Here is a 16,210-nt window from a genome sequence, read left to right on the forward strand (position 1 = left end):
GTGCGCAGGTCGAATGCGATTTTGACGGCGCCGCGTCGGCCGGCGGTCGCCGCGTGGGCGATGGCGTCGACATGATCGGCGAGCGTGTAGGTGGCCGAGAGTAAGCGCTCGGCCTCGAAGTGGTTGGCGGTGTCGACGGCAAGGTCAAATGTCTTTGCGGTGCTGCCGTCAGCGAGGGTCTCGGTGCCGTAGGTGTAGGCGCCCTTCAACTCGGTCTCTCGGTGCCAGAGCCCAGTGAGGTCGAGGGTGACGTCGGCGGGCATGCCCAGCAGTACGACTCGACCACGGGGCTTGGTCATCGCGAGCGCATCGACGACCGAGGAGTTCGATCCGACGGCGTCGATCGTGACGTGGGCGCCGGAGGTGAGTTGGCCGCCGACGACCATGCCGCCAACTTGGCGGCGAACGGCGCTCTGCAGTTGGCTGTCCGGAACGACGACGTCGGCTCCGAGCGCCTTGGCGAAGGCCTGCTGGTGCGAGTAGCGAGCCCCGACGACGATGCGGGCTTCGGGAACGTAGCGCTTGAGGCCAGCAATCGCTGCGAGGCCCATGGTGCCAGCACCGAGGACGGCGACAACAGGATTCTCAATGCCAGCAAGGCTTGGAAGACTCAGGAGGGCAGCGTGAATGCCGCCAGCGAGCGGTTCGACCAGGACAGCTCGTTCGTCGGGCATCGAACCGTCGATGTGATGGAGCTGCGATTCGTGGGCCCAGAACCAGGGGGCCCAGCCGCCGCCGGTCGAACAGCAGAAGCCGGTTTGGATGCCCGCTTCGAGTGCTCCACCGTTGGAATCCATAGCGAGGTGGGCGTAGTCGTCGCCGTCTGCGGGTGAGGCGCCCTCGAAGGGAAGTGGGAGGCCGCGCGCCGCATGGCCCAAGACCGGTTCGAGAATGACGCGCTGGCCCGACTCGAGTTCGCCGACGACTTCGTGGCCGGGGACGAACGGAAAGCTGACCCAGTCTTCGAAGTAGGTCGATGCGTGCCCTTCGACGAGCGAGATGTCTGAGCCGCAGATGCCCGCGAGCCGAGTCTTGACCTGATGCCAGCCGGTGGCGTTTGTGCCGCCGGGGCAGGATGGATCGTCGATCGTGCGCAGGTCGAGCGGACCCATTTTGGCCGCCATGGTGGGTGACACGGCTGACGCAATCCGGGCCATGCCGAGCTTCGCGACGTTGCGCCGGACCTGCAGTGCCCTCATGAAACGAATGCCTTTCGTTCGCGCTCGCTCATCAACTTGCCAATCGGCAGGATCGGCTGCGATGAGCCCGATGCCTTGCTCCAGTTTTCGACGAGCCAGCCTCGCTTGCGAGCAATCGTGGCAAGCCGAGTTTCCGGGTTGACTGCAACTGGGAAGCCGACGGCTTCGAACAGCGGAAGGTCGGACGAGGAATCGGCGTAGGCCACGCACTCAGCGATGTCGAGGCCTTCGCGATCGCAGTAGTCGGTGAGGAGCTGTGCTCGGGCCTCGCCGGTCGGCGGCACGACGGGCATTTCGCCGGTGTAGGTGCCGTTGGGCTTGACGGTCATCTCGGCAGCAAAGATCTCGTCGAACAGTGGGCGCAGGCCTTCGACGTTGAAGCTCAGTGCGCCGGTGATCAGGATCGTGCGGTGGCCGGCAGCGCGGTGCTCGCGTACGCGGCGAAGGCCCTCGGGGAAGCTCTTGGCCATGATGAGCTGCGTCATCATCTCGCGTGCGTCGGCTTCAACCTGAGCGACCGGTGCGTTCTCGTACCGACGGTAGAAGTGGCGCAGGAAGTCAGTGCGGTCTTGGCGATCGATCTTGAGGAGGCCCGGGGCTTGGAGCAGCGTGCGGAACACGTAGCGGAGGCGCTCGGGCGTATCGAGGCGGCGGGTGGCCAGCCACGAGTAGCTCTCGACGACGTTCGATGCAATCAGTGTGTTCTCGAGGTCGAAGGCAGCGACGTGACGCTTCGGGTCGAGGACCTGTTTGCGCATCCGGCCCATGCGGTCGGTCGCCTTTGACTTGCCCGGTGTGGACTTGACGCGGGCGTGCTGGACGATCGACGGCAAATGGATGTTGTTGACGTAGTGATCCCAATCAATAACCCGCGGGTCGAAGTTGAAGTCGCGCTGGTCGTCAGCATCGAGCGTGTCCCAGAGGCCGAGCAGGTTGTCGATCTGGTAGATCGCTTCGCACTCGGTGTAGAGGCCGTACAGCTCGACGTATTCGAGCGCCCGCTCGATGTCTTGCCGCTTTGATTCGAGTTCAGCTGCGAAGTCGGCTTGCTTGCCACGCAGGGGAAGCGTCTGCAGGGCCTTCTCAGCGGTGGTCAGCACCTTCTGGGCTCGCGTCAGCTGCTTCTGCACGCGACCGCGGCCAGGGAACTTCCACTCGGGAACGATGATCGGCTGGCCGTCTTTGTCGTACAGCGGATTGTCGGTGAAGAACTTGGTGGTCCAGTCGACCATGGCGCGATATCGCAGGGGGTTGACCCCACCTGACGCGACCTGGCTGATCCTGGGGGCCTTGTCGGGCCCTGCGCCAGCGACGCCGATGATCGCGGCAACGACGATGTCGACGGGGATGACGTCAACGGTGCCCTCGGGGACGCCGGGGAACTCTTTGAGGAGGCCACCAGCGAAGGAGATGATGACCGGTTCGGCCATGCGGAAGCCGCGGATCCAGCCGGGATTGGGTTCGGCCCATGCCGACTCGATGATCGACGGTCGGACGATCGAGACGGGCACATCGCCCTTCATCTCGGTGAGCGCCTGCTCGCCGAGTGCTTTCGTGTACGCGTACGCATCGGGCCAGCCGAGGCTGGCGGCACGCGACCGGCCGGCGTCGACCAGTTCGGCACGGACCCAGCGCTCGCGGAGCTGCTCAGTTTTTGCGGCGAGTGCTGGTGCGCCGGCGGCACCGAGTTCGGTGCGGGCGTCCTTGCGGAATCGTTCGAGGTTCTCACGTGTCCGGCTGATTGCTTCGGTGTCGCCCTTCAGGCGGCGGGCCGATGCGACTTCGCTGCGCCAGTCAAGGCCGATGTCCCACGGGCCTTCGCTAACGAGTTCTTCTGGCGCCCGGCCGCGGCGGTTGCCGGCGACGTAGCAGGTGGACACCGCAACAATGTGAGGGGTGATGCCGATCTCGTTGCACAGCTCGGCGATGCGTACGGGGCCGAGCAGGTTGATCTCGACGGCCGAGTTGAGTGGCGAGTCGAACGAGACGGCGGCGGCCGAGTGAATGATGGTGTCGCAGCTGGCGAACGTCGCCCGATCGGTGTCATTGAGGTCGAGGCCGTCACGGCTGACGTCACCGGCGATCGTGGTGATGCGACGATCGGTCATCTCGGCGAAGGTTTCGCTCGAATCAGGGGCACCGAACTTCTCGCGGAGCCGGTCGAATGCGTTGTTCTTCAGGATCTCTTTCTGCGTCCGCTGGGCGGCAGGAGTGCGTTTGCCGTCGCGGACGAGCAGAACAAGTTCGCAGTCGGGGACCGAGCGCAACATGCGCTCGACGAGTGCCGTGCCAACAAAACCGGTCGAGCCGGTGATGGCAATACGTTTGCCCGCAAGGGATTCGGCGATCACGTCTGACGTTCTATCACGATTGTCTACCAATTGGTAGAGAGAGATGTCATGATGATGCAATGGAGGTAGGTAGTGACCGATCGAACGACTCGTGAGCGAATCCTCGATGCGGCGCTCGACCTGTTCGGCGTACGTGGTGTTGTTGCCGTGTCGCTCGACGAGATAGCGCGTGACGTCGGGGTACGCAAACAGACGGTCCTGTACTGGTTTGATTCGAAAGAAGCTCTGGTCGACGGGGTTCTCGACAAGGTGGCTGCCGAATTGGTCAGCGTGATCGACGCCGCCGTCAGGTCGGCGCCTGACGATCCGCTCGATCGGATCGACGCCGTTGTTCGGGCGGTATTTCGGCCTGCCGTGCGCCGACCTGGGCTGCTCGGATTGGTCCGTGAGGTCAGCCGATTAAGCCATGGGCAAGCCGATCGACTTGCCGAACGCATTGCTCCGCTTATCGACCGCGCCGTTGCCTACCTCGGCGACGAGATGGCAGCAGGGCGACTGAGGGCGGGCGACCCGCGGCTGATTGCGGCACTCGGGTACGCGACGATCACTGGTATCGCGACCGAGCCCGAGGTGCTGCGTGCGGTCGGCTGGACCGCCGATGCAGCCGGGTTGCGATCGCTCCGTGACGAGCTGCGTGCGTTTCTACGCGCCGCACTCCAAGCCTGACCGGCGAGTCAGTGAGCGGTGTTTCGACGGCGGCGACCGTGCCGCTCGATGGCGAGGTCGACAAGCCGATCGATGATCTCGGGGTAGCTGACACCATCGGCGATCCACATTTTTGGGAACATCGAGATGGGCGTGAAGCCGGGCATCGTGTTCACCTCGTTAAGTAAAAACCCGCGACCTGGCCTGCCGTTGATTTGGGTGCTCGGGTCTTCCCAGAAGAAATCGACGCGTGCGAGCCCGTCGCACCGCAGTGTGCGGAACGTCGCGATCGCCAGTTCTTTCGCTTCGGCGAGTGCCGCCTCGCCGATCGGTGCAGGGATCACCGCGTACGAGCGGTCGCTGATGTACTTGTCTTCGTAGCTGTAGAAGTCATCGCCAGGCACGATCTCACCGGGTGTCGCGGCCTGCGGATCGGTGTTGCCGAGCACAGCGACCTCGATCTCTTTGCCAACGACGGCCTCTTCGACAACGATCATCTCGTCGTAGCTGAGCGCCAGGTCGATGGCGTCTCGGAGTTCTTCGACGGTGCTCGCTTTTGACACTCCAATCGACGAACCCATGTTCGCAGGCTTCACGAATGCGGGCAGGCCGAGATCGTCGGCGATGTCTTGGGCGAGGGCAGGCGTCAACTCGTGCTCAGCAAAGGCCCGGTAGCGAGCCTGCGCAATGCCGGCAGCGGTGCAGACCTGCTTGGCCATTGCCTTGTCCATCGCGACTGCCGAGCCGAGCACACCAGCCCCGACGTACGCGAGGCCAGAGAGTTCGAGCAGGCCCTGCACTGTGCCGTCTTCGCCCATCGGGCCGTGGAGAAGCGGCATGACAACCGTTTGTCCCGGGGCATCGGAGGCGCTCGCAAGCATCGGTGTCGGCGAGACATCTGAACCCGACGGGTCAAGCTGTGAAGGGAGCGCGTTTGGGCCCCGGCGAAGTGCGGCAAGCGCACCGTCGGCGAGTGCCCACTGTCCGTCGGTCGAGATTCCGATTGGCGTGATGTCGTACTTTGCCGGATCAGCAGCGGCCAAGACATGCGCAGCCGTCGTACACGACACGTCGTGTTCGGCACTTTGGCCGCCAAACAACACGATCAGATTGATCCGTTCTGTTTCATCACCGGGCATGGCCGTGACGGTACCGTTCCGGACCGTGAGGATTCAGGCATCATCAGCAGCTGCAGGTATATCGGGACGTCTGCTGGGGCCCGACGTCGTATTCGATGGGGCATCGTTCGATACCCGCTCGTTGATCCCAGGGCAATTGTTCGTGCCGATCGTCGCCGAGCGTAACGGTCACGAGTTCATCGGAGCCGCCCGTGAAGCCGGCGCTGTAGCGCACTTGACATCGCAAGCCGACCCGTGGCGCAAAGACGGCACGTCCATCGAAGTTGCCGATACCGCAGTCGCGTTGATGCGCCTCGCAGGCTGGGCCCGACTGCAACTTGATACGACGGTGGTCGGCGTCACTGGCAGCGTCGGCAAAACCTCGACGAAGGACCTGATCTCCGCGGCGTGCTCGGCGGAGCGCAAGACCACGGCGAACGAGCGCAGCTTCAACAACGAGCAGGGCTTGCCGATGACGATTCTCAATGCACCGGATGACACCGAGGTGCTCGTTCTCGAAATGGGGATGCGCGGGTTCGGCGAGATCACCTCCTTGTGCGAAGTCGCCCGACCAGACATCGGCGTCGTGACGGCCGTCGGCTACTCACACACCGAACGCGTCGGCGGGATCGACGGTGTGGCGAAGGCAAAGCAGGAGCTGGTCGCCGCACTCCCGAAGTCGGGCACAGCAATCCTCAACGCCGACGACGACCGTGTTGCTGCCATGGCGAAGCACACGGGTGCATCGGTCCTGACCTACGGCACAGCGGCCAACGGCGGGGGCGACATCTGCATCAGCAACCTTGTACTCGATGATCTGGCCCGACCAAGCTTCCGGGTCGACACACCGTGGGGGAGTGGCGATGTGCAGTTGGCGATCAGCGGCAAACACATGGCGATGAACGCTGCTGCGGCGATTGCTGTTGCTGGTTCGGTCGGCGTGTCACTCGACGCTGCAATCGCGGCGTTGGCAAACGCTCAGATGTCCGCGATGCGGATGGAAGTGTCGACCGCTCTGAGCGGTGCAACGGTGATCAACGACGCATACAACGCGAATCCGACGTCGATGACAGCGGCCCTCGAAGCAGTGGCCGCGATGCGTGCTGATCGGCGGATCGCAATCCTCGGTCTGATGGGCGAACTCCAGGACGAAGTCGAAGGACATCGGGAAGTCTCACGGATCGCAGAAACGCTCGGCATCCAATTGGTCGCCACCGGCACCGACCTGTACGGCGTGCGCTCAACCGACGATCCGGTCGGCCTCATCGGCGCACTCGGAGCCGGCGACGTTGTACTGGTCAAGGCAAGCCGTTCAGCAGGCCTCGAGAGGATTGTTGCGCAACTCCTCAGATAGCGGTCCGATAGCGCTGCGCAACTGCTCGCAGAGTTGCGAAAGGGGCCTGACCCCATGCGCAATTGTTTAAATGAAGCGGCTGGCGTTGACCGGGGTGTACTTCTCGCCGCCATCTTGTTCGGGAAGGAAGGCGCTCCGTTTGAACTGGCGGAGGTCAACCCAGTAGGCGAGGAAGAGCGCGAACACGGCGCCGAAACCGAGCACGGCACGTGCGCCGACCCATTCGATCACGACACCAAACACCAGGTTGCCGATCGGCACGGTGCCGCCGAACGCCATGAACCACAGCGGCATCACCGATGCACGCTCGGTGTCTTTCAGGTTCAACTGGAGTTCGGTCGTGATCGCCGTGGCGGTCATGAAGTAGGCAAAGCCGAGGACGAAGCCGACCGGGTACGGCGACACACCGTCTCGGAGTTGGCTGAAGACACCAAGGGCGATCGCGAACGCAGTGAAGCCGCGGACGATCAACGTATGTCGGCGGATATCAGAGAGCCAGGTGCCCACCGAGATCGCGCCGAAGAACGCGCCGAAGCCCCAGGTGGCATACAGCCCTCGATACGAGTTGCCGAGCGGATCGAACCCGAAGTTGAGTTGCGCAATCGACGGGAACAAGCCGACGAACGGGAGGCTGAACAGCGAGAACAAGAACATGCCGACGAGAAGTCGCGAGAGCACGGCGCGGTTGCGGACGATGTTCGTACCGGTCAGCAAGCGACGCCACCCGACTTCTGGGAACGTGCCACGAACGTCGGGCATGCGGGCGATGAGCAGCGCCACGATGAAGAAGACATAGGTCCCGGCGTTGACGACGAAAATCTGTGCGGTGCTCATCCCGGCTGATGCGAGCACTGCAGCAAGGACGGGGCCCATCACGCGGCTGCCGTTGATCATTGCCGAGTTCAGGCTGATCGCACCGGGCAGGTCTTTACGGTGCACGAGCAACGGCATGCTCGCCTGAAACGCCGGAGCGTTGAGTGCGTTCGCAACACCGATCGCGAACTGTGTTCCGAAGATCGCGAGGAGTGCAGCATCGCGAGCCACGAAGAACGCAAGGAATAGCGTGAGAATTGCCGATGCAGCCTGCATTGTGAGCTGCAGCTTCTGCTTTGAGACCTTGTCGGCGAGCACGCCGGCAGGGATCGACAGCAGGAGGAGCGGACCGAGCTGCATGAAGATCGTGACACCCACCAGTGCCGGACGATCGGTCCGGGCCTGGATGTAGGCGGGCAATGTGAAGTTCTGCATCCAGGTGCCGACTTGGGACAGCGCCAACCCGATGAAGATGATGCGGAACGATCGGTACGACAACGCCGCCTTGGCGCTGCCGGGATCTTGACCGTGCGCAGGAGGCTCAGTCGATGTGTGGTCGAAAGAAATCAGAATCCCGGACGATATCGCCGGAACATGGACCTGATCTCGGCCACAAAGACCTCGGGAACCTCGAACGCTGCGAAGTGTCCACCCTTGTCGTAACGCTGCCAACGGACGATGTCGGTGTAGCTGTCGGCGACCCATTCTCGGATCGGCGGGGAAATCTCTTTCGGGAACACGGCGAAGCCCGAGGGGATCGTGACGACGTGTCGCGTGCCCTTCCCGAAGCTCTCCCAGTACAGCCGTGCCGACGACGCGCCGTTGCCGTTGATCCAGTACAGCATGATGTTGTCGAGCATCTCGTCGCGGTCGAGCACGTCTTCGGGATGCCCGTCGTTGTCAGTCCACGCCCAGAACTTCTCGATGATCCAGGCGGCCTGCGCCGACGGTGAGTCGACGAGCCCGTAGCCCACCGTCTGCGGACGAGTTGCCTGCTGCTTCGAGTAGCCCGAGTCCCAGTCGCGGTAGAACTGCAGTCGCTCGAGCGCATGGTGCATTTCGGGGGTGAGTTCCTTGTCGAGTTTGGGCCGAGCGCCCATGGCGAGCGTCACGTGGATCGCTTGGCAGTGCGTTGGGTCGAGCGCCCCGAGCGCGGTGGTGATGCCGGCGCCCCAGTCGCCACCTTGCGCGACGTACTTGTCGTACCCGAGCCGACTCATCAACGTGGCGAAAGCGCCAGCGATCCGGTCGATGCCCCAGCCGGTTTCGGTCGGCTTAGCCGAGAACCCGTAGCCGGGCAGTGACGGCGCGACGACATGGAACGCATCGGCAGCGTCGCCGCCGAACCGGGTCGGGTCGGTGAGCGGCTCGATCACCTTGTGGAACTCGACGATGGAACCGGGCCATCCGTGACTCAGGAGCAGCGGAGTGGCGTTGGCGTGCGGCGATCGCTGATGGATGAAGTGCAGATCGAGGCCGTCGATCTCGGTGGTGAACTGATCGAACCGGTTCAACGCTGTTTCGCGCGTGCGCCAGTCGTACCCGTTGGCCCAGTACTCGCACACCTCTTGGACATAAGCCAATGGCGCGCCCTGGCTCCAGTCATCGACCAACTCGGCCTCGGGCCACCGGGTGTTGGTGAGCCGAGTGTGCAGGTCATCGATGATGGCGTCGGGAACAGCGATGGTGAACGGGAGGATCTCCATGTGCATGTCATGACGGTAGGAGCCGATGCTTTGCTGGGACGCAGCGGAGGGGCAGCCGGGTGACGGTGAGCAGCGAATCCATCAACGCTGTCTCACACGGGCTCGCCTGTGCGGCGGCAAGGGAAACTATGGTTCGCCAGATGAGTCAGATCACTGCAGCGTCTGCCGCAATGCACGAGCGAGACGATGTAGCGCAGGGCCTCGGCATCGTCATCGCCGGTGCCGAACTCGGAGCTGCCACTGCATCGATGACGGTGACCGACGCGATGACGAACGGGTTAGGCACGTGCCATGGCGGCATCATCTTCTCCCTCGCCGACACGGTGATGGGCCACGCATCGAACGCGGGTGACGAGAAGTCACTCGCCACCACAGCGTCAATCGAATGGATCAAGGCGGCCTACGCAGGCGACCGGCTGACCGCCACCAGCCGGACTGTCGCAATTCGTGGGCGCAACACCGTGCACGACGTGGATGTACTGAACGAGGCGGGGGAGACCATTGCGATCTTCCGGGGTCAGACGTTGACGCTCGGCGGCTCGGTTGTCGAAGCGCTCGGAACGGAGCCCAATGACTGAGCCCGACAACTTCGAACGGCGCGCCGCTGAACGGGTGGTTGAACTCGGCAACGACGAGCGCCCCATCGACCTCGGCACGTTTGCTGCGATGTTTGATCTGTTCCGCGTCTCGGCGCGAGTGGTCGGCGACCTCGAATCCGAAGTGCATCGGCCACTCGGATTGTCGATCGCCGGATTCCGCGTGTTGTTCACGGTCTGGATCTTCGACTCCTTGGAAGTTCGAGAGATCGCACGGCTCTCCGGAGTCTCCCGAGCCGCTGTGTCCGGTGTCGTCACCACGCTCGAAAAAGAGGGGCTGGCCCGTCGCAAGCGTGACCATGACGACGGTCGGCTCGTCTCGGTGAGCGCAACCTCTGCGGGCGTCGAGATGTTGAGAACGGCCTATCGGGCACAGAACACGCGAGAGGGCAAGTTGTTCGCCGCGCTGTCGCCAGCGGAGCTCGATCAGTTCACCGGTCTGCTTCGGAAAATACTCAACGCTGAGTGACCCGGAGCTTCTGTTTAGGAGATCATTAAGGCCTTGACGATCTCTGACCGAGCTGTCAGACTGACTCTCAACCAGGGGGAAGACATGCCAACTACCGGATTTCACCAGCATGAAATCGAGACGATGCCGCGCCCGCAGCTCGAAGCGCTCCAGCTCGAACGCTTGCAGTCAACGATTGCGAGTCTGCGGGCCAACGTGCCCGTCATGGCAGAGCGCATCGCCGACGTCGCCGACCCGACAACGCTCGACGATTTGGCGAAGTTCCCGTTCCTTCGTAAGACCGACCTGCGTGAGAACTATCCATTTGGCCTTTTCGCCGTCCCGCGTGATGAGCTCGCTCGAGTGCACGCCAGCTCGGGAACCACGGGCAAACCGACCGTCGTTGGCTACACCTCCGACGATCTCCAGGTGTGGGCCGACTGTGTCGCCCGCTGCCTGCGCGGCGCCGGGATCGAGCCCGGCCAGATGCTGCACAACGCGTACGGCTATGGCCTCTTCACCGGCGGGCTTGGGTTGCACGATGGTGCCACGGAAGCAGGCATCAACGTCATCCCGGTCTCCGGAGGCAACACCGAACGGCAGCTGATGCTGCTCGAAGACTTTGCTCCCGAGTCGATCTGCTGCACGCCGTCGTATGCGCTGACCTTGGCCGAGCTACTCGGCGACGCCGGACCCGACTGCTCGCTGCAGGTCGGGGTCCTCGGTGCTGAGCCGTGGTCGAATGCGACACGCGAAGCAATCGAAGCCGGTCTCGGCATCATCGCGGTCAACATCTACGGCTTGTCCGAAGTGATCGGGCCGGGCGTGTCGTGTGAGACGGCAGACCGAGACGGCCTCGTGATTATGGAAGACCACTTCCTGCCCGAGATCGTCGACCCAGACACCGGAGAACGGTTGCCCGACGGCGAAGTTGGCGTCTTGGTGCTGACGAGCCTCACCAAGCAGGCGTTCCCTGTGCTGCGGTACTGGACAGGTGACCTCTGCTCGATCACCCGCGAGCCTGCGGTCTGCGGCCGGACACATGCTCGCATGTCGTTCGTTGTCGGGCGCGCTGACGACATGCTCGTCATCCGTGGCGTGAACGTCTACCCGAGCCAGGTCGAGCACACACTGCTTGCCATCGACGGCGTCAGCCCGCACTTCCAGCTCGTTGTCGACCGTGACGGCACGCTCGATACGTTGCACCTTCGTGTCGAGCGAGACGATTCGGAGAGCGCTCGATCCGACAACGATCTCGCCGCCGAGATCAAGTCCGAGATGCGCACGTCGCTGCTCCTCGGTGTGACCGTGTCGGTCGAACCACCCGGATCTGTTCCACGATCCGAAGGCGGCAAGTTAAGCCGAACCCTCGATAATAGGAGCATCTGATGCACACCCTTGCTGACGCACTGACAGCCGGGCGGACCTGGTCCGACCTCGACGACTTCCAGGCATTCATCGATGCCGGCGGAATGGTCGAGCCGGGAGACGATATGCCTGACGAGTTCCGGAACGAGGTCTTCAGGTTCATCGAGTTTCACGCCAACTCAGAACTGATGGGTGGGCTGACCGAGCGCGATTGGATCCCGCACGCTCCCGGCCTCCGGCTCAAGCAGATCTTCCTCGCGAAGACGCAGGACGAGATCGGCCACGCCCACCTCCTCTACATGGTGGCTGCCGACATGGGCGTCAAGACGCGCACCGAAATGCTCGAGGAACTCTTCGACGGCCGCTCACGATTCCACAACGTCTTTCACTACAAAGCGGTCACCTGGGCCGATCAGGTCGCCATTGCGTTCCTCGTCGATGCTGCAGCGTTCGCGAGCCAGCGTGCGGTGTTTGCCGAGTGCACCTATGGGCCGTACAAGCGGGTCCTCAAGCGGATCGTTGCCGAAGAGGGCTTCCACATGCGCCACGGTGAAGAGATGCTGCTGCGTCTGGCCACCGGCACCGACACGCAACGCGAGATGTTCCAGGACGCGCTCACGAGATGGTGGTGGCCTGCTGTGCAACTCTTCGGGCCTGACTCGCCTGCAGGTGACGCCGATCTGCTGATCCGTTGGAAAATTAAGTCGGAGCGCAACGAAGTACTCCGTCAGGCCTACGTCCAGAAGTACGTGCCGCTGCTCCATGGATATGGCTTCGACATCCCCGACAATGAGCTGCATCAGGATGCCGACGGCCAATGGCAGGCCGGCTCGATCGACTGGGAACCGCTCAAGGCCACGATGCGCAACGGTGGGCCTGACTCGGCGCGACGAATCGCAACAGCCGCCGGCAACTGGGCCGATACGGCATGGGTCCGAGAGGCGCTCGAGCAATGAGCACTCTTTCTTCCGTTTCGGTTGAGGTCCTTGTCCGGTCGGTGACCGACGCCGTCGCGAGCGTGCACGATCCGGAGTACCCGGACGTGTCGATTGCCGACCTCGGTCTGGTCGAGTCGGTCACCGTTTCGGAGTCGGGCGACGTCGCAACAATCGGCCTCATCCCGACGTTTAGTGGCTGTCCTGCCCTCGACATGATCGCGACCGACGTGAAGCGCGCCGTGCTGACGCTCACCGAGGTGGAGCACTGCACCGTCGAATGGCTGCCTGGCCCGGTATGGACCAACGGGCGGCTGACCGACCGCGCCCGTACGACACTGGCCGACGAATTCACGGTGGTACTCCGACGCAAAGACGGTGGCCTGCGCTGCCCGATTTGCGGCAGCGACGCTGTTGTCGACCAAAGCCTTGCTGGCCCCACCCGATGTCGCTCGGTCGCCTGGTGTGACAGCTGCCGCAACCCCGTCGAGGTCATGCGATGAGCCGTCAGGAAAGTCAGTCACAGATGGTTGGTTTCGGAAACAGTCATGCGATGAGCCGTCAGGAAAGTCAGTCACAGATGGTTGGTTTCGGAAACAGCGATGCGATGAGCCGTCAGGAAAGTCAGTCACAGATGGTTGGTTTCGGAAACAGCGATGCGATGAGCCGTCAGGAAAGTCAGTCACAGATGGTGCGATACAGAAGGGTTGGATCATGAACACGTACGAGGTCTTTTTGAAGAAGCCGGGGCGCGACGAGTTCCGCCATGCCGGCTCACTCGACGCAGCTGACCCTGAGATGGCTGTGATGTACGCCCGTGAGACACACAATCGCCGGGCCGAAGGGTCCGAAATGTGGTTGGTCGATCGTCGACACGTGCTGGTCGCCGACCCGGAGTCGATGGCTGTCAACGACCACAAATCGCACCGCCACAACGACGGCTCGGTCGTCGCTGCACGTCGCAAAGAGAACCGGAAGTCCGAAGCATGAGCCTTTCAGCAGCGGCCCGCGAGCATCTACTCGCCCTCGCCGACGACGAGCACATGATTGGTGCCCGCCACACGAACTGGATCGGCCTCGGCCCGTTCCTTGAAGAAGATCTGGCGTTCTGTTCGATTGCCCAGGACGAACTCGGCCACGCGATCGGCTTGTACGAACTGCTACTCGATGACGCGGGAACCGACCGATCGCAGCTCGACGCGTTCGCGTTGCAGCGCGCGCCGGGCGAGTATCGCAGCTGCTGGCTGGCCGAAATCGAGTGTCCTGACTGGAGCGATTCGCTGGTCCGGCACTGGCTGTACGACCGAGCCGAAGACCTGCGCTGGAAAGCGCTGGAGTCGTGCACCGATCCTGTGGTTGCAGCACTCTCGCTTCGTGCGCAACGCGAAGAGTCGTTCCATCTCGCTCACGCCGAACAGTTCCTCAGTCGCCTTGCCTCCACTGATCAGTCGGCGCGCCTCGTCGCGTCGATCGAACGGCTGATGCCGATGGCGTTCGGTTTGTTCGATTCGGTCGCGTCAGAACCGGAGATGCTCGCTGAGGGCTTTGTCGTACAGTCGTCAGCGGACATTGAAGCGCTCTGGATCGAAGCGATTCTCGACGACCTCAAACGGTGGGACCTCGACGTCGACATCATCGCAGGGCCCGGCCAGTTCAACGATCAGCGCCGCACTGTGCGAAGTGACGGCTTTGACGCCTTCCAGGCCGACCTGTTGAAGGTCATCTCGCTCGACCCGGTTGCCGTCTGGTAACCCGCACAGTTCACGCAATCAACCATTCTCATTTCAACGCAATCACCATCAGGAGACACCAATGCCCACACTGACCGAGTTCTGCCAGATTGAAGCCAAGCTCAAGTTCACGCCGATCGGCGGAATCGCGACGGGCTTCCGTGTCGACGTTCCCTTCGAAGGCACCGCAACGTCGAGTCACTGGGAAGGCGAACGAAAGGTTGCCGGCGTCGACATCGTCCGCGTGGGCGCTGACGGCGTGCAAGCGCTCGAGATTCGTGCCCGCATCGGTGAGGGTGCCGATGCTGTTGCGTACCAGGCGATCGGACGCGGTTCCGATGCCACCGGCCCGCAGGAACTGATCGTGTTTGAGACGGCCAACGAAGATCTTGCCTTCCTCAACTCGGCTGTCGCTGTTGCGCTCGGCGGTGTCGACGGCAACAAGCTGAGCCTGACGGTGTCGCTGATCTCGGCCTGACCGACAACTCCTCCGAACGCGACGGAGCCGGCGTGACCAAGTGGTCGCGCCGGCTCCGTTCCGATTTCAGGTTGCGTTGTTCAGCGGGGTCGACCGGGTATCAACCGTCGGCCGTGTGCCCCCTCATGCCGGCTTCGTCTTCGATGAAGTCGACGCAGGCGATCTTGTTGTCCATGAACTCGGCGGGGTGGACCACGAAGGCCACGGCGTCGACACCGGCAATCTGAGCGTTCTCGGCGGTCATGAAGCCGTTGCCATCGTTGTCGCTCGTGAAGGCGAGATGAATCTCGTTCGGTGGTGTCGTGTCGCCGCCGATTTCGAACTGGTAGTGATTACCGGCATTCTCGTCGGTGCAGGCCTGCGCGTGCACGTGGCTGATGTACTTGACATTGGGTTCGAGGCCGGTGAGCTCGGTCGTCACGGTGGTGCCAGCGGTGTGGCGTGCAATGACCGCGGTACCGGCGACGTCGTCGTAGCCGGCGGGCCGCGTGTCCATCAGGACGAACTCGCCGCGAGCGAGCGACGCTCCGACGACCTCGTCGGCCGGGGTGGCATCGGCGTCGCCCATGTTCATGTCGTCCATGTTCATGTCGTCCATGTTCATGTCGTCCATGTTCATGTCGCCCATGTCTGTCGTGACGGGTTCGGCAGCGGTGCTGGACGAGTCGGTATCGGAACCGCATGCGGCGAGTCCGAGTGCGAGCAGTGCGGGCACGGCAAATCGCCGTGTGATTGAGATATTCATGAAGGGTCTCCTGTGTGTTGTTCGTGAATGGATGGCTGAGGCAACTCAGGCCATCGGTGGTCCACGAACACGGAGCCGGGCGCCGAGCACTGCTTCGACGAGCACGTCGATGCGCCAGTGCGGCAGCTGCGGAGCAACAGGGGAGATGGTCGGCGCTTCGGGAACGAAGAATGCTTCGATAATCCGGCGGCTGGCGCTGAGCAGCTGCAGCGCAGCCCATGCGACGAGCGGTTGGAGTGCCAGGCCGAGGAGTACGGGAGTTGACAGCAGTGAACTGGCCGAACCGGTGCTGATGCGTTCACCGATTTCCATCGCTGAGAACAAGCCGACCTGCACGCCGGCTAGCAGTGCGAGCGATGGAGCGCGGCCGGTGTCACGTCGAAGAACTCGGACAGCTCCGAACCATGCTGCGGTACACAGAGCGAGGATGACAATCGGGCCGAGGATGCCGAAGTACTCGTGTGACACGACGCTCTCGTCGGTCTCGCCGAGGTAGCCGATTTCGTGCGCCACCATCGCACCCGCTGCTGCGAGCGCGGCGACCCCAAACGGGTCAGCACGCCGGGCAGAGCTCATGCCGGAGAGGCTAACTGCCAGGCTCGATACAGCGGGGCCGAGCGCTTTGCCGTCAGTCACGTCAGGCGGCGATTCGGTCACGCTCTGACCCGAGGTGCCAGGACATTCAGGAGAAGCCTGGCTTCCGAGGGTTGAGCGCCCACACCCA

At 63.0% G+C, this 16,210-nt stretch carries 18 protein-coding genes; 11 read left to right on the forward strand and 7 right to left on the reverse strand.

Annotated features, from left to right (window positions below; translation table 11 throughout):
• Both ACH2EI_RS20090 and ACH2EI_RS20095 read right to left on the reverse strand, forming a co-directional pair.
• Positions 1-1,199, reverse strand: a 1,199-nt coding sequence (locus ACH2EI_RS20090; RefSeq protein ID WP_395154816.1) for a zinc-binding dehydrogenase, incomplete at its 3' end; no start/stop codon positions are given.
• Positions 1,196-3,550, reverse strand: a complete 2,355-nt coding sequence (locus ACH2EI_RS20095) for an HAD-IB family phosphatase (RefSeq protein ID WP_395161343.1) — start codon at positions 3,548-3,550, stop codon at positions 1,196-1,198. The genes ACH2EI_RS20090 and ACH2EI_RS20095, both read right to left, overlap by 4 nt.
• Positions 3,551-3,622: 72 nt before the next feature.
• Here ACH2EI_RS20095 and ACH2EI_RS20100 point away from each other — a divergent pair, with 72 nt between their 5' ends.
• On the forward strand, positions 3,623-4,216 hold the full coding sequence (locus ACH2EI_RS20100) for a TetR/AcrR family transcriptional regulator (RefSeq protein ID WP_395154814.1): 594 nt from the start codon (positions 3,623-3,625) through the stop codon (positions 4,214-4,216).
• Between the two features lie 8 nt (positions 4,217-4,224).
• On the opposite strand, the gene ACH2EI_RS20105 is transcribed toward ACH2EI_RS20100, so the two are convergent.
• Positions 4,225-5,334 (reverse strand): D-alanine--D-alanine ligase family protein, encoded by a 1,110-nt coding sequence (locus ACH2EI_RS20105; protein WP_395154813.1) that lies wholly within the window; start codon positions 5,332-5,334, stop codon positions 4,225-4,227.
• Positions 5,335-5,359: 25 nt separating this feature from the next.
• On the opposite strand from ACH2EI_RS20105, the gene murF reads away from it, so the two are divergent.
• A complete protein-coding gene (murF, locus tag ACH2EI_RS20110; RefSeq protein ID WP_395161345.1) occupies positions 5,360-6,667 on the forward strand; it encodes a UDP-N-acetylmuramoyl-tripeptide--D-alanyl-D-alanine ligase in 1,308 nt (435 codons plus the stop codon).
• Between the two features lie 66 nt (positions 6,668-6,733).
• Here murF and ACH2EI_RS20115 read toward each other — a convergent pair whose 3' ends face one another.
• A complete protein-coding gene (locus ACH2EI_RS20115) occupies positions 6,734-8,152 on the reverse strand; it encodes an MFS transporter (RefSeq protein ID WP_395154811.1) in 1,419 nt (472 codons plus the stop codon).
• Positions 8,047-9,192 carry an epoxide hydrolase family protein gene (locus ACH2EI_RS20120; protein WP_395154810.1) on the reverse strand — a complete coding sequence of 382 codons (1,146 nt, stop codon included), beginning with the start codon at positions 9,190-9,192 and terminating at the stop codon, positions 8,047-8,049. The genes ACH2EI_RS20115 and ACH2EI_RS20120 overlap by 106 nt, the downstream gene beginning before the upstream one ends.
• Positions 9,193-9,326: 134 nt before the next feature.
• On the opposite strand from ACH2EI_RS20120, the gene ACH2EI_RS20125 reads away from it, so the two are divergent.
• The 9 genes from ACH2EI_RS20125 to ACH2EI_RS20165 all read left to right on the forward strand — a co-directional run bounded on the left by ACH2EI_RS20125 (position 9,327) and on the right by ACH2EI_RS20165 (position 14,741).
• Positions 9,327-9,764, forward strand: a complete 438-nt coding sequence (locus ACH2EI_RS20125) for a hotdog fold thioesterase (protein ID WP_395154809.1) — start codon at positions 9,327-9,329, stop codon at positions 9,762-9,764.
• Complete coding sequence (locus ACH2EI_RS20130; RefSeq protein ID WP_395161347.1) at positions 9,757-10,251, forward strand: MarR family winged helix-turn-helix transcriptional regulator; 495 nt, start codon at positions 9,757-9,759, stop codon at positions 10,249-10,251. The genes ACH2EI_RS20125 and ACH2EI_RS20130 overlap by 8 nt, the downstream gene beginning before the upstream one ends.
• Before the next feature lie 84 nt (positions 10,252-10,335).
• Positions 10,336-11,619: a phenylacetate--CoA ligase family protein gene (locus tag ACH2EI_RS20135; protein WP_395154807.1), complete on the forward strand. Its 1,284-nt coding sequence runs from the start codon at positions 10,336-10,338 to the stop codon at positions 11,617-11,619.
• The gene (paaA, locus tag ACH2EI_RS20140; RefSeq protein WP_395154806.1) at positions 11,619-12,554 is read left to right on the forward strand and encodes a 1,2-phenylacetyl-CoA epoxidase subunit PaaA; all 936 of its coding nucleotides are present in this window, start codon (positions 11,619-11,621) and stop codon (positions 12,552-12,554) included. The genes ACH2EI_RS20135 and paaA overlap by 1 nt, the downstream gene beginning before the upstream one ends.
• Positions 12,551-13,036, forward strand: a complete 486-nt coding sequence (locus ACH2EI_RS20145) for an iron-sulfur cluster assembly protein (RefSeq protein ID WP_395154805.1) — start codon at positions 12,551-12,553, stop codon at positions 13,034-13,036. The genes paaA and ACH2EI_RS20145 overlap by 4 nt, the downstream gene beginning before the upstream one ends.
• The gene (locus tag ACH2EI_RS20150) at positions 13,033-13,251 is read left to right on the forward strand and encodes a hypothetical protein (RefSeq protein WP_395161349.1); all 219 of its coding nucleotides are present in this window, start codon (positions 13,033-13,035) and stop codon (positions 13,249-13,251) included. The genes ACH2EI_RS20145 and ACH2EI_RS20150 overlap by 4 nt, the downstream gene beginning before the upstream one ends.
• On the forward strand, positions 13,248-13,523 hold the full coding sequence (gene paaB, locus ACH2EI_RS20155; protein ID WP_395161351.1) for a 1,2-phenylacetyl-CoA epoxidase subunit B: 276 nt from the start codon (positions 13,248-13,250) through the stop codon (positions 13,521-13,523). Before ACH2EI_RS20150 ends, paaB begins: the two co-directional genes overlap by 4 nt.
• The gene (gene paaC / locus ACH2EI_RS20160) at positions 13,520-14,284 is read left to right on the forward strand and encodes a 1,2-phenylacetyl-CoA epoxidase subunit PaaC (RefSeq protein ID WP_395161353.1); all 765 of its coding nucleotides are present in this window, start codon (positions 13,520-13,522) and stop codon (positions 14,282-14,284) included. The genes paaB and paaC overlap by 4 nt, the downstream gene beginning before the upstream one ends.
• A gap of 61 nt (positions 14,285-14,345) precedes the next feature.
• Entirely contained in the window at positions 14,346-14,741 is a 396-nt protein-coding gene (locus ACH2EI_RS20165) for a hypothetical protein (protein ID WP_395161355.1), read from the forward strand.
• A gap of 100 nt (positions 14,742-14,841) precedes the next feature.
• Here the strand turns inward: ACH2EI_RS20165 and ACH2EI_RS20170 are convergent, their stop codons facing one another.
• Together ACH2EI_RS20170 and ACH2EI_RS20175 are read right to left on the reverse strand one after the other, a co-directional pair.
• Positions 14,842-15,486 carry a superoxide dismutase family protein gene (locus ACH2EI_RS20170; protein WP_395161357.1) on the reverse strand — a complete coding sequence of 215 codons (645 nt, stop codon included), beginning with the start codon at positions 15,484-15,486 and terminating at the stop codon, positions 14,842-14,844.
• A gap of 45 nt (positions 15,487-15,531) precedes the next feature.
• Positions 15,532-16,062 (reverse strand): hypothetical protein, encoded by a 531-nt coding sequence (locus tag ACH2EI_RS20175; protein WP_395161359.1) that lies wholly within the window; start codon positions 16,060-16,062, stop codon positions 15,532-15,534.
• Positions 16,063-16,210: the final 148 nt, after the last annotated feature.

The organism is Ilumatobacter sp. (assembly GCF_041688325.1).
In the GTDB taxonomy this organism is placed as follows: domain Bacteria; phylum Actinomycetota; class Acidimicrobiia; order Acidimicrobiales; family Ilumatobacteraceae; genus Ilumatobacter_A.

What these genes read in the sequence shown, in the direction of transcription:
- ACH2EI_RS20105 (WP_395154813.1), bottom strand. Translation starts at nt 5,334, where the DNA reads ATGCCCGGTGATGAAACAGAACGGATCAATCTGATCGTGTTGTTTGGC.
- ACH2EI_RS20120 (WP_395154810.1), bottom strand. Translation starts at nt 9,192, where the DNA reads ATGCACATGGAGATCCTCCCGTTCACCATCGCTGTTCCCGACGCCATC.
- ACH2EI_RS20125 (WP_395154809.1), top strand. Translation starts at nt 9,327, where the DNA reads ATGAGTCAGATCACTGCAGCGTCTGCCGCAATGCACGAGCGAGACGAT.
- ACH2EI_RS20130 (WP_395161347.1), top strand. Translation starts at nt 9,757, where the DNA reads ATGACTGAGCCCGACAACTTCGAACGGCGCGCCGCTGAACGGGTGGTT.
- ACH2EI_RS20135 (WP_395154807.1), top strand. Translation starts at nt 10,336, where the DNA reads ATGCCAACTACCGGATTTCACCAGCATGAAATCGAGACGATGCCGCGC.
- paaA (WP_395154806.1), top strand. Translation starts at nt 11,619, where the DNA reads ATGCACACCCTTGCTGACGCACTGACAGCCGGGCGGACCTGGTCCGAC.
- ACH2EI_RS20145 (WP_395154805.1), top strand. Translation starts at nt 12,551, where the DNA reads ATGAGCACTCTTTCTTCCGTTTCGGTTGAGGTCCTTGTCCGGTCGGTG.
- ACH2EI_RS20150 (WP_395161349.1), top strand. Translation starts at nt 13,033, where the DNA reads ATGAGCCGTCAGGAAAGTCAGTCACAGATGGTTGGTTTCGGAAACAGT.
- paaB (WP_395161351.1), top strand. Translation starts at nt 13,248, where the DNA reads ATGAACACGTACGAGGTCTTTTTGAAGAAGCCGGGGCGCGACGAGTTC.
- paaC (WP_395161353.1), top strand. Translation starts at nt 13,520, where the DNA reads ATGAGCCTTTCAGCAGCGGCCCGCGAGCATCTACTCGCCCTCGCCGAC.
- ACH2EI_RS20165 (WP_395161355.1), top strand. Translation starts at nt 14,346, where the DNA reads ATGCCCACACTGACCGAGTTCTGCCAGATTGAAGCCAAGCTCAAGTTC.
- ACH2EI_RS20170 (WP_395161357.1), bottom strand. Translation starts at nt 15,486, where the DNA reads ATGAATATCTCAATCACACGGCGATTTGCCGTGCCCGCACTGCTCGCA.
- ACH2EI_RS20175 (WP_395161359.1), bottom strand. Translation starts at nt 16,062, where the DNA reads ATGAGCTCTGCCCGGCGTGCTGACCCGTTTGGGGTCGCCGCGCTCGCA.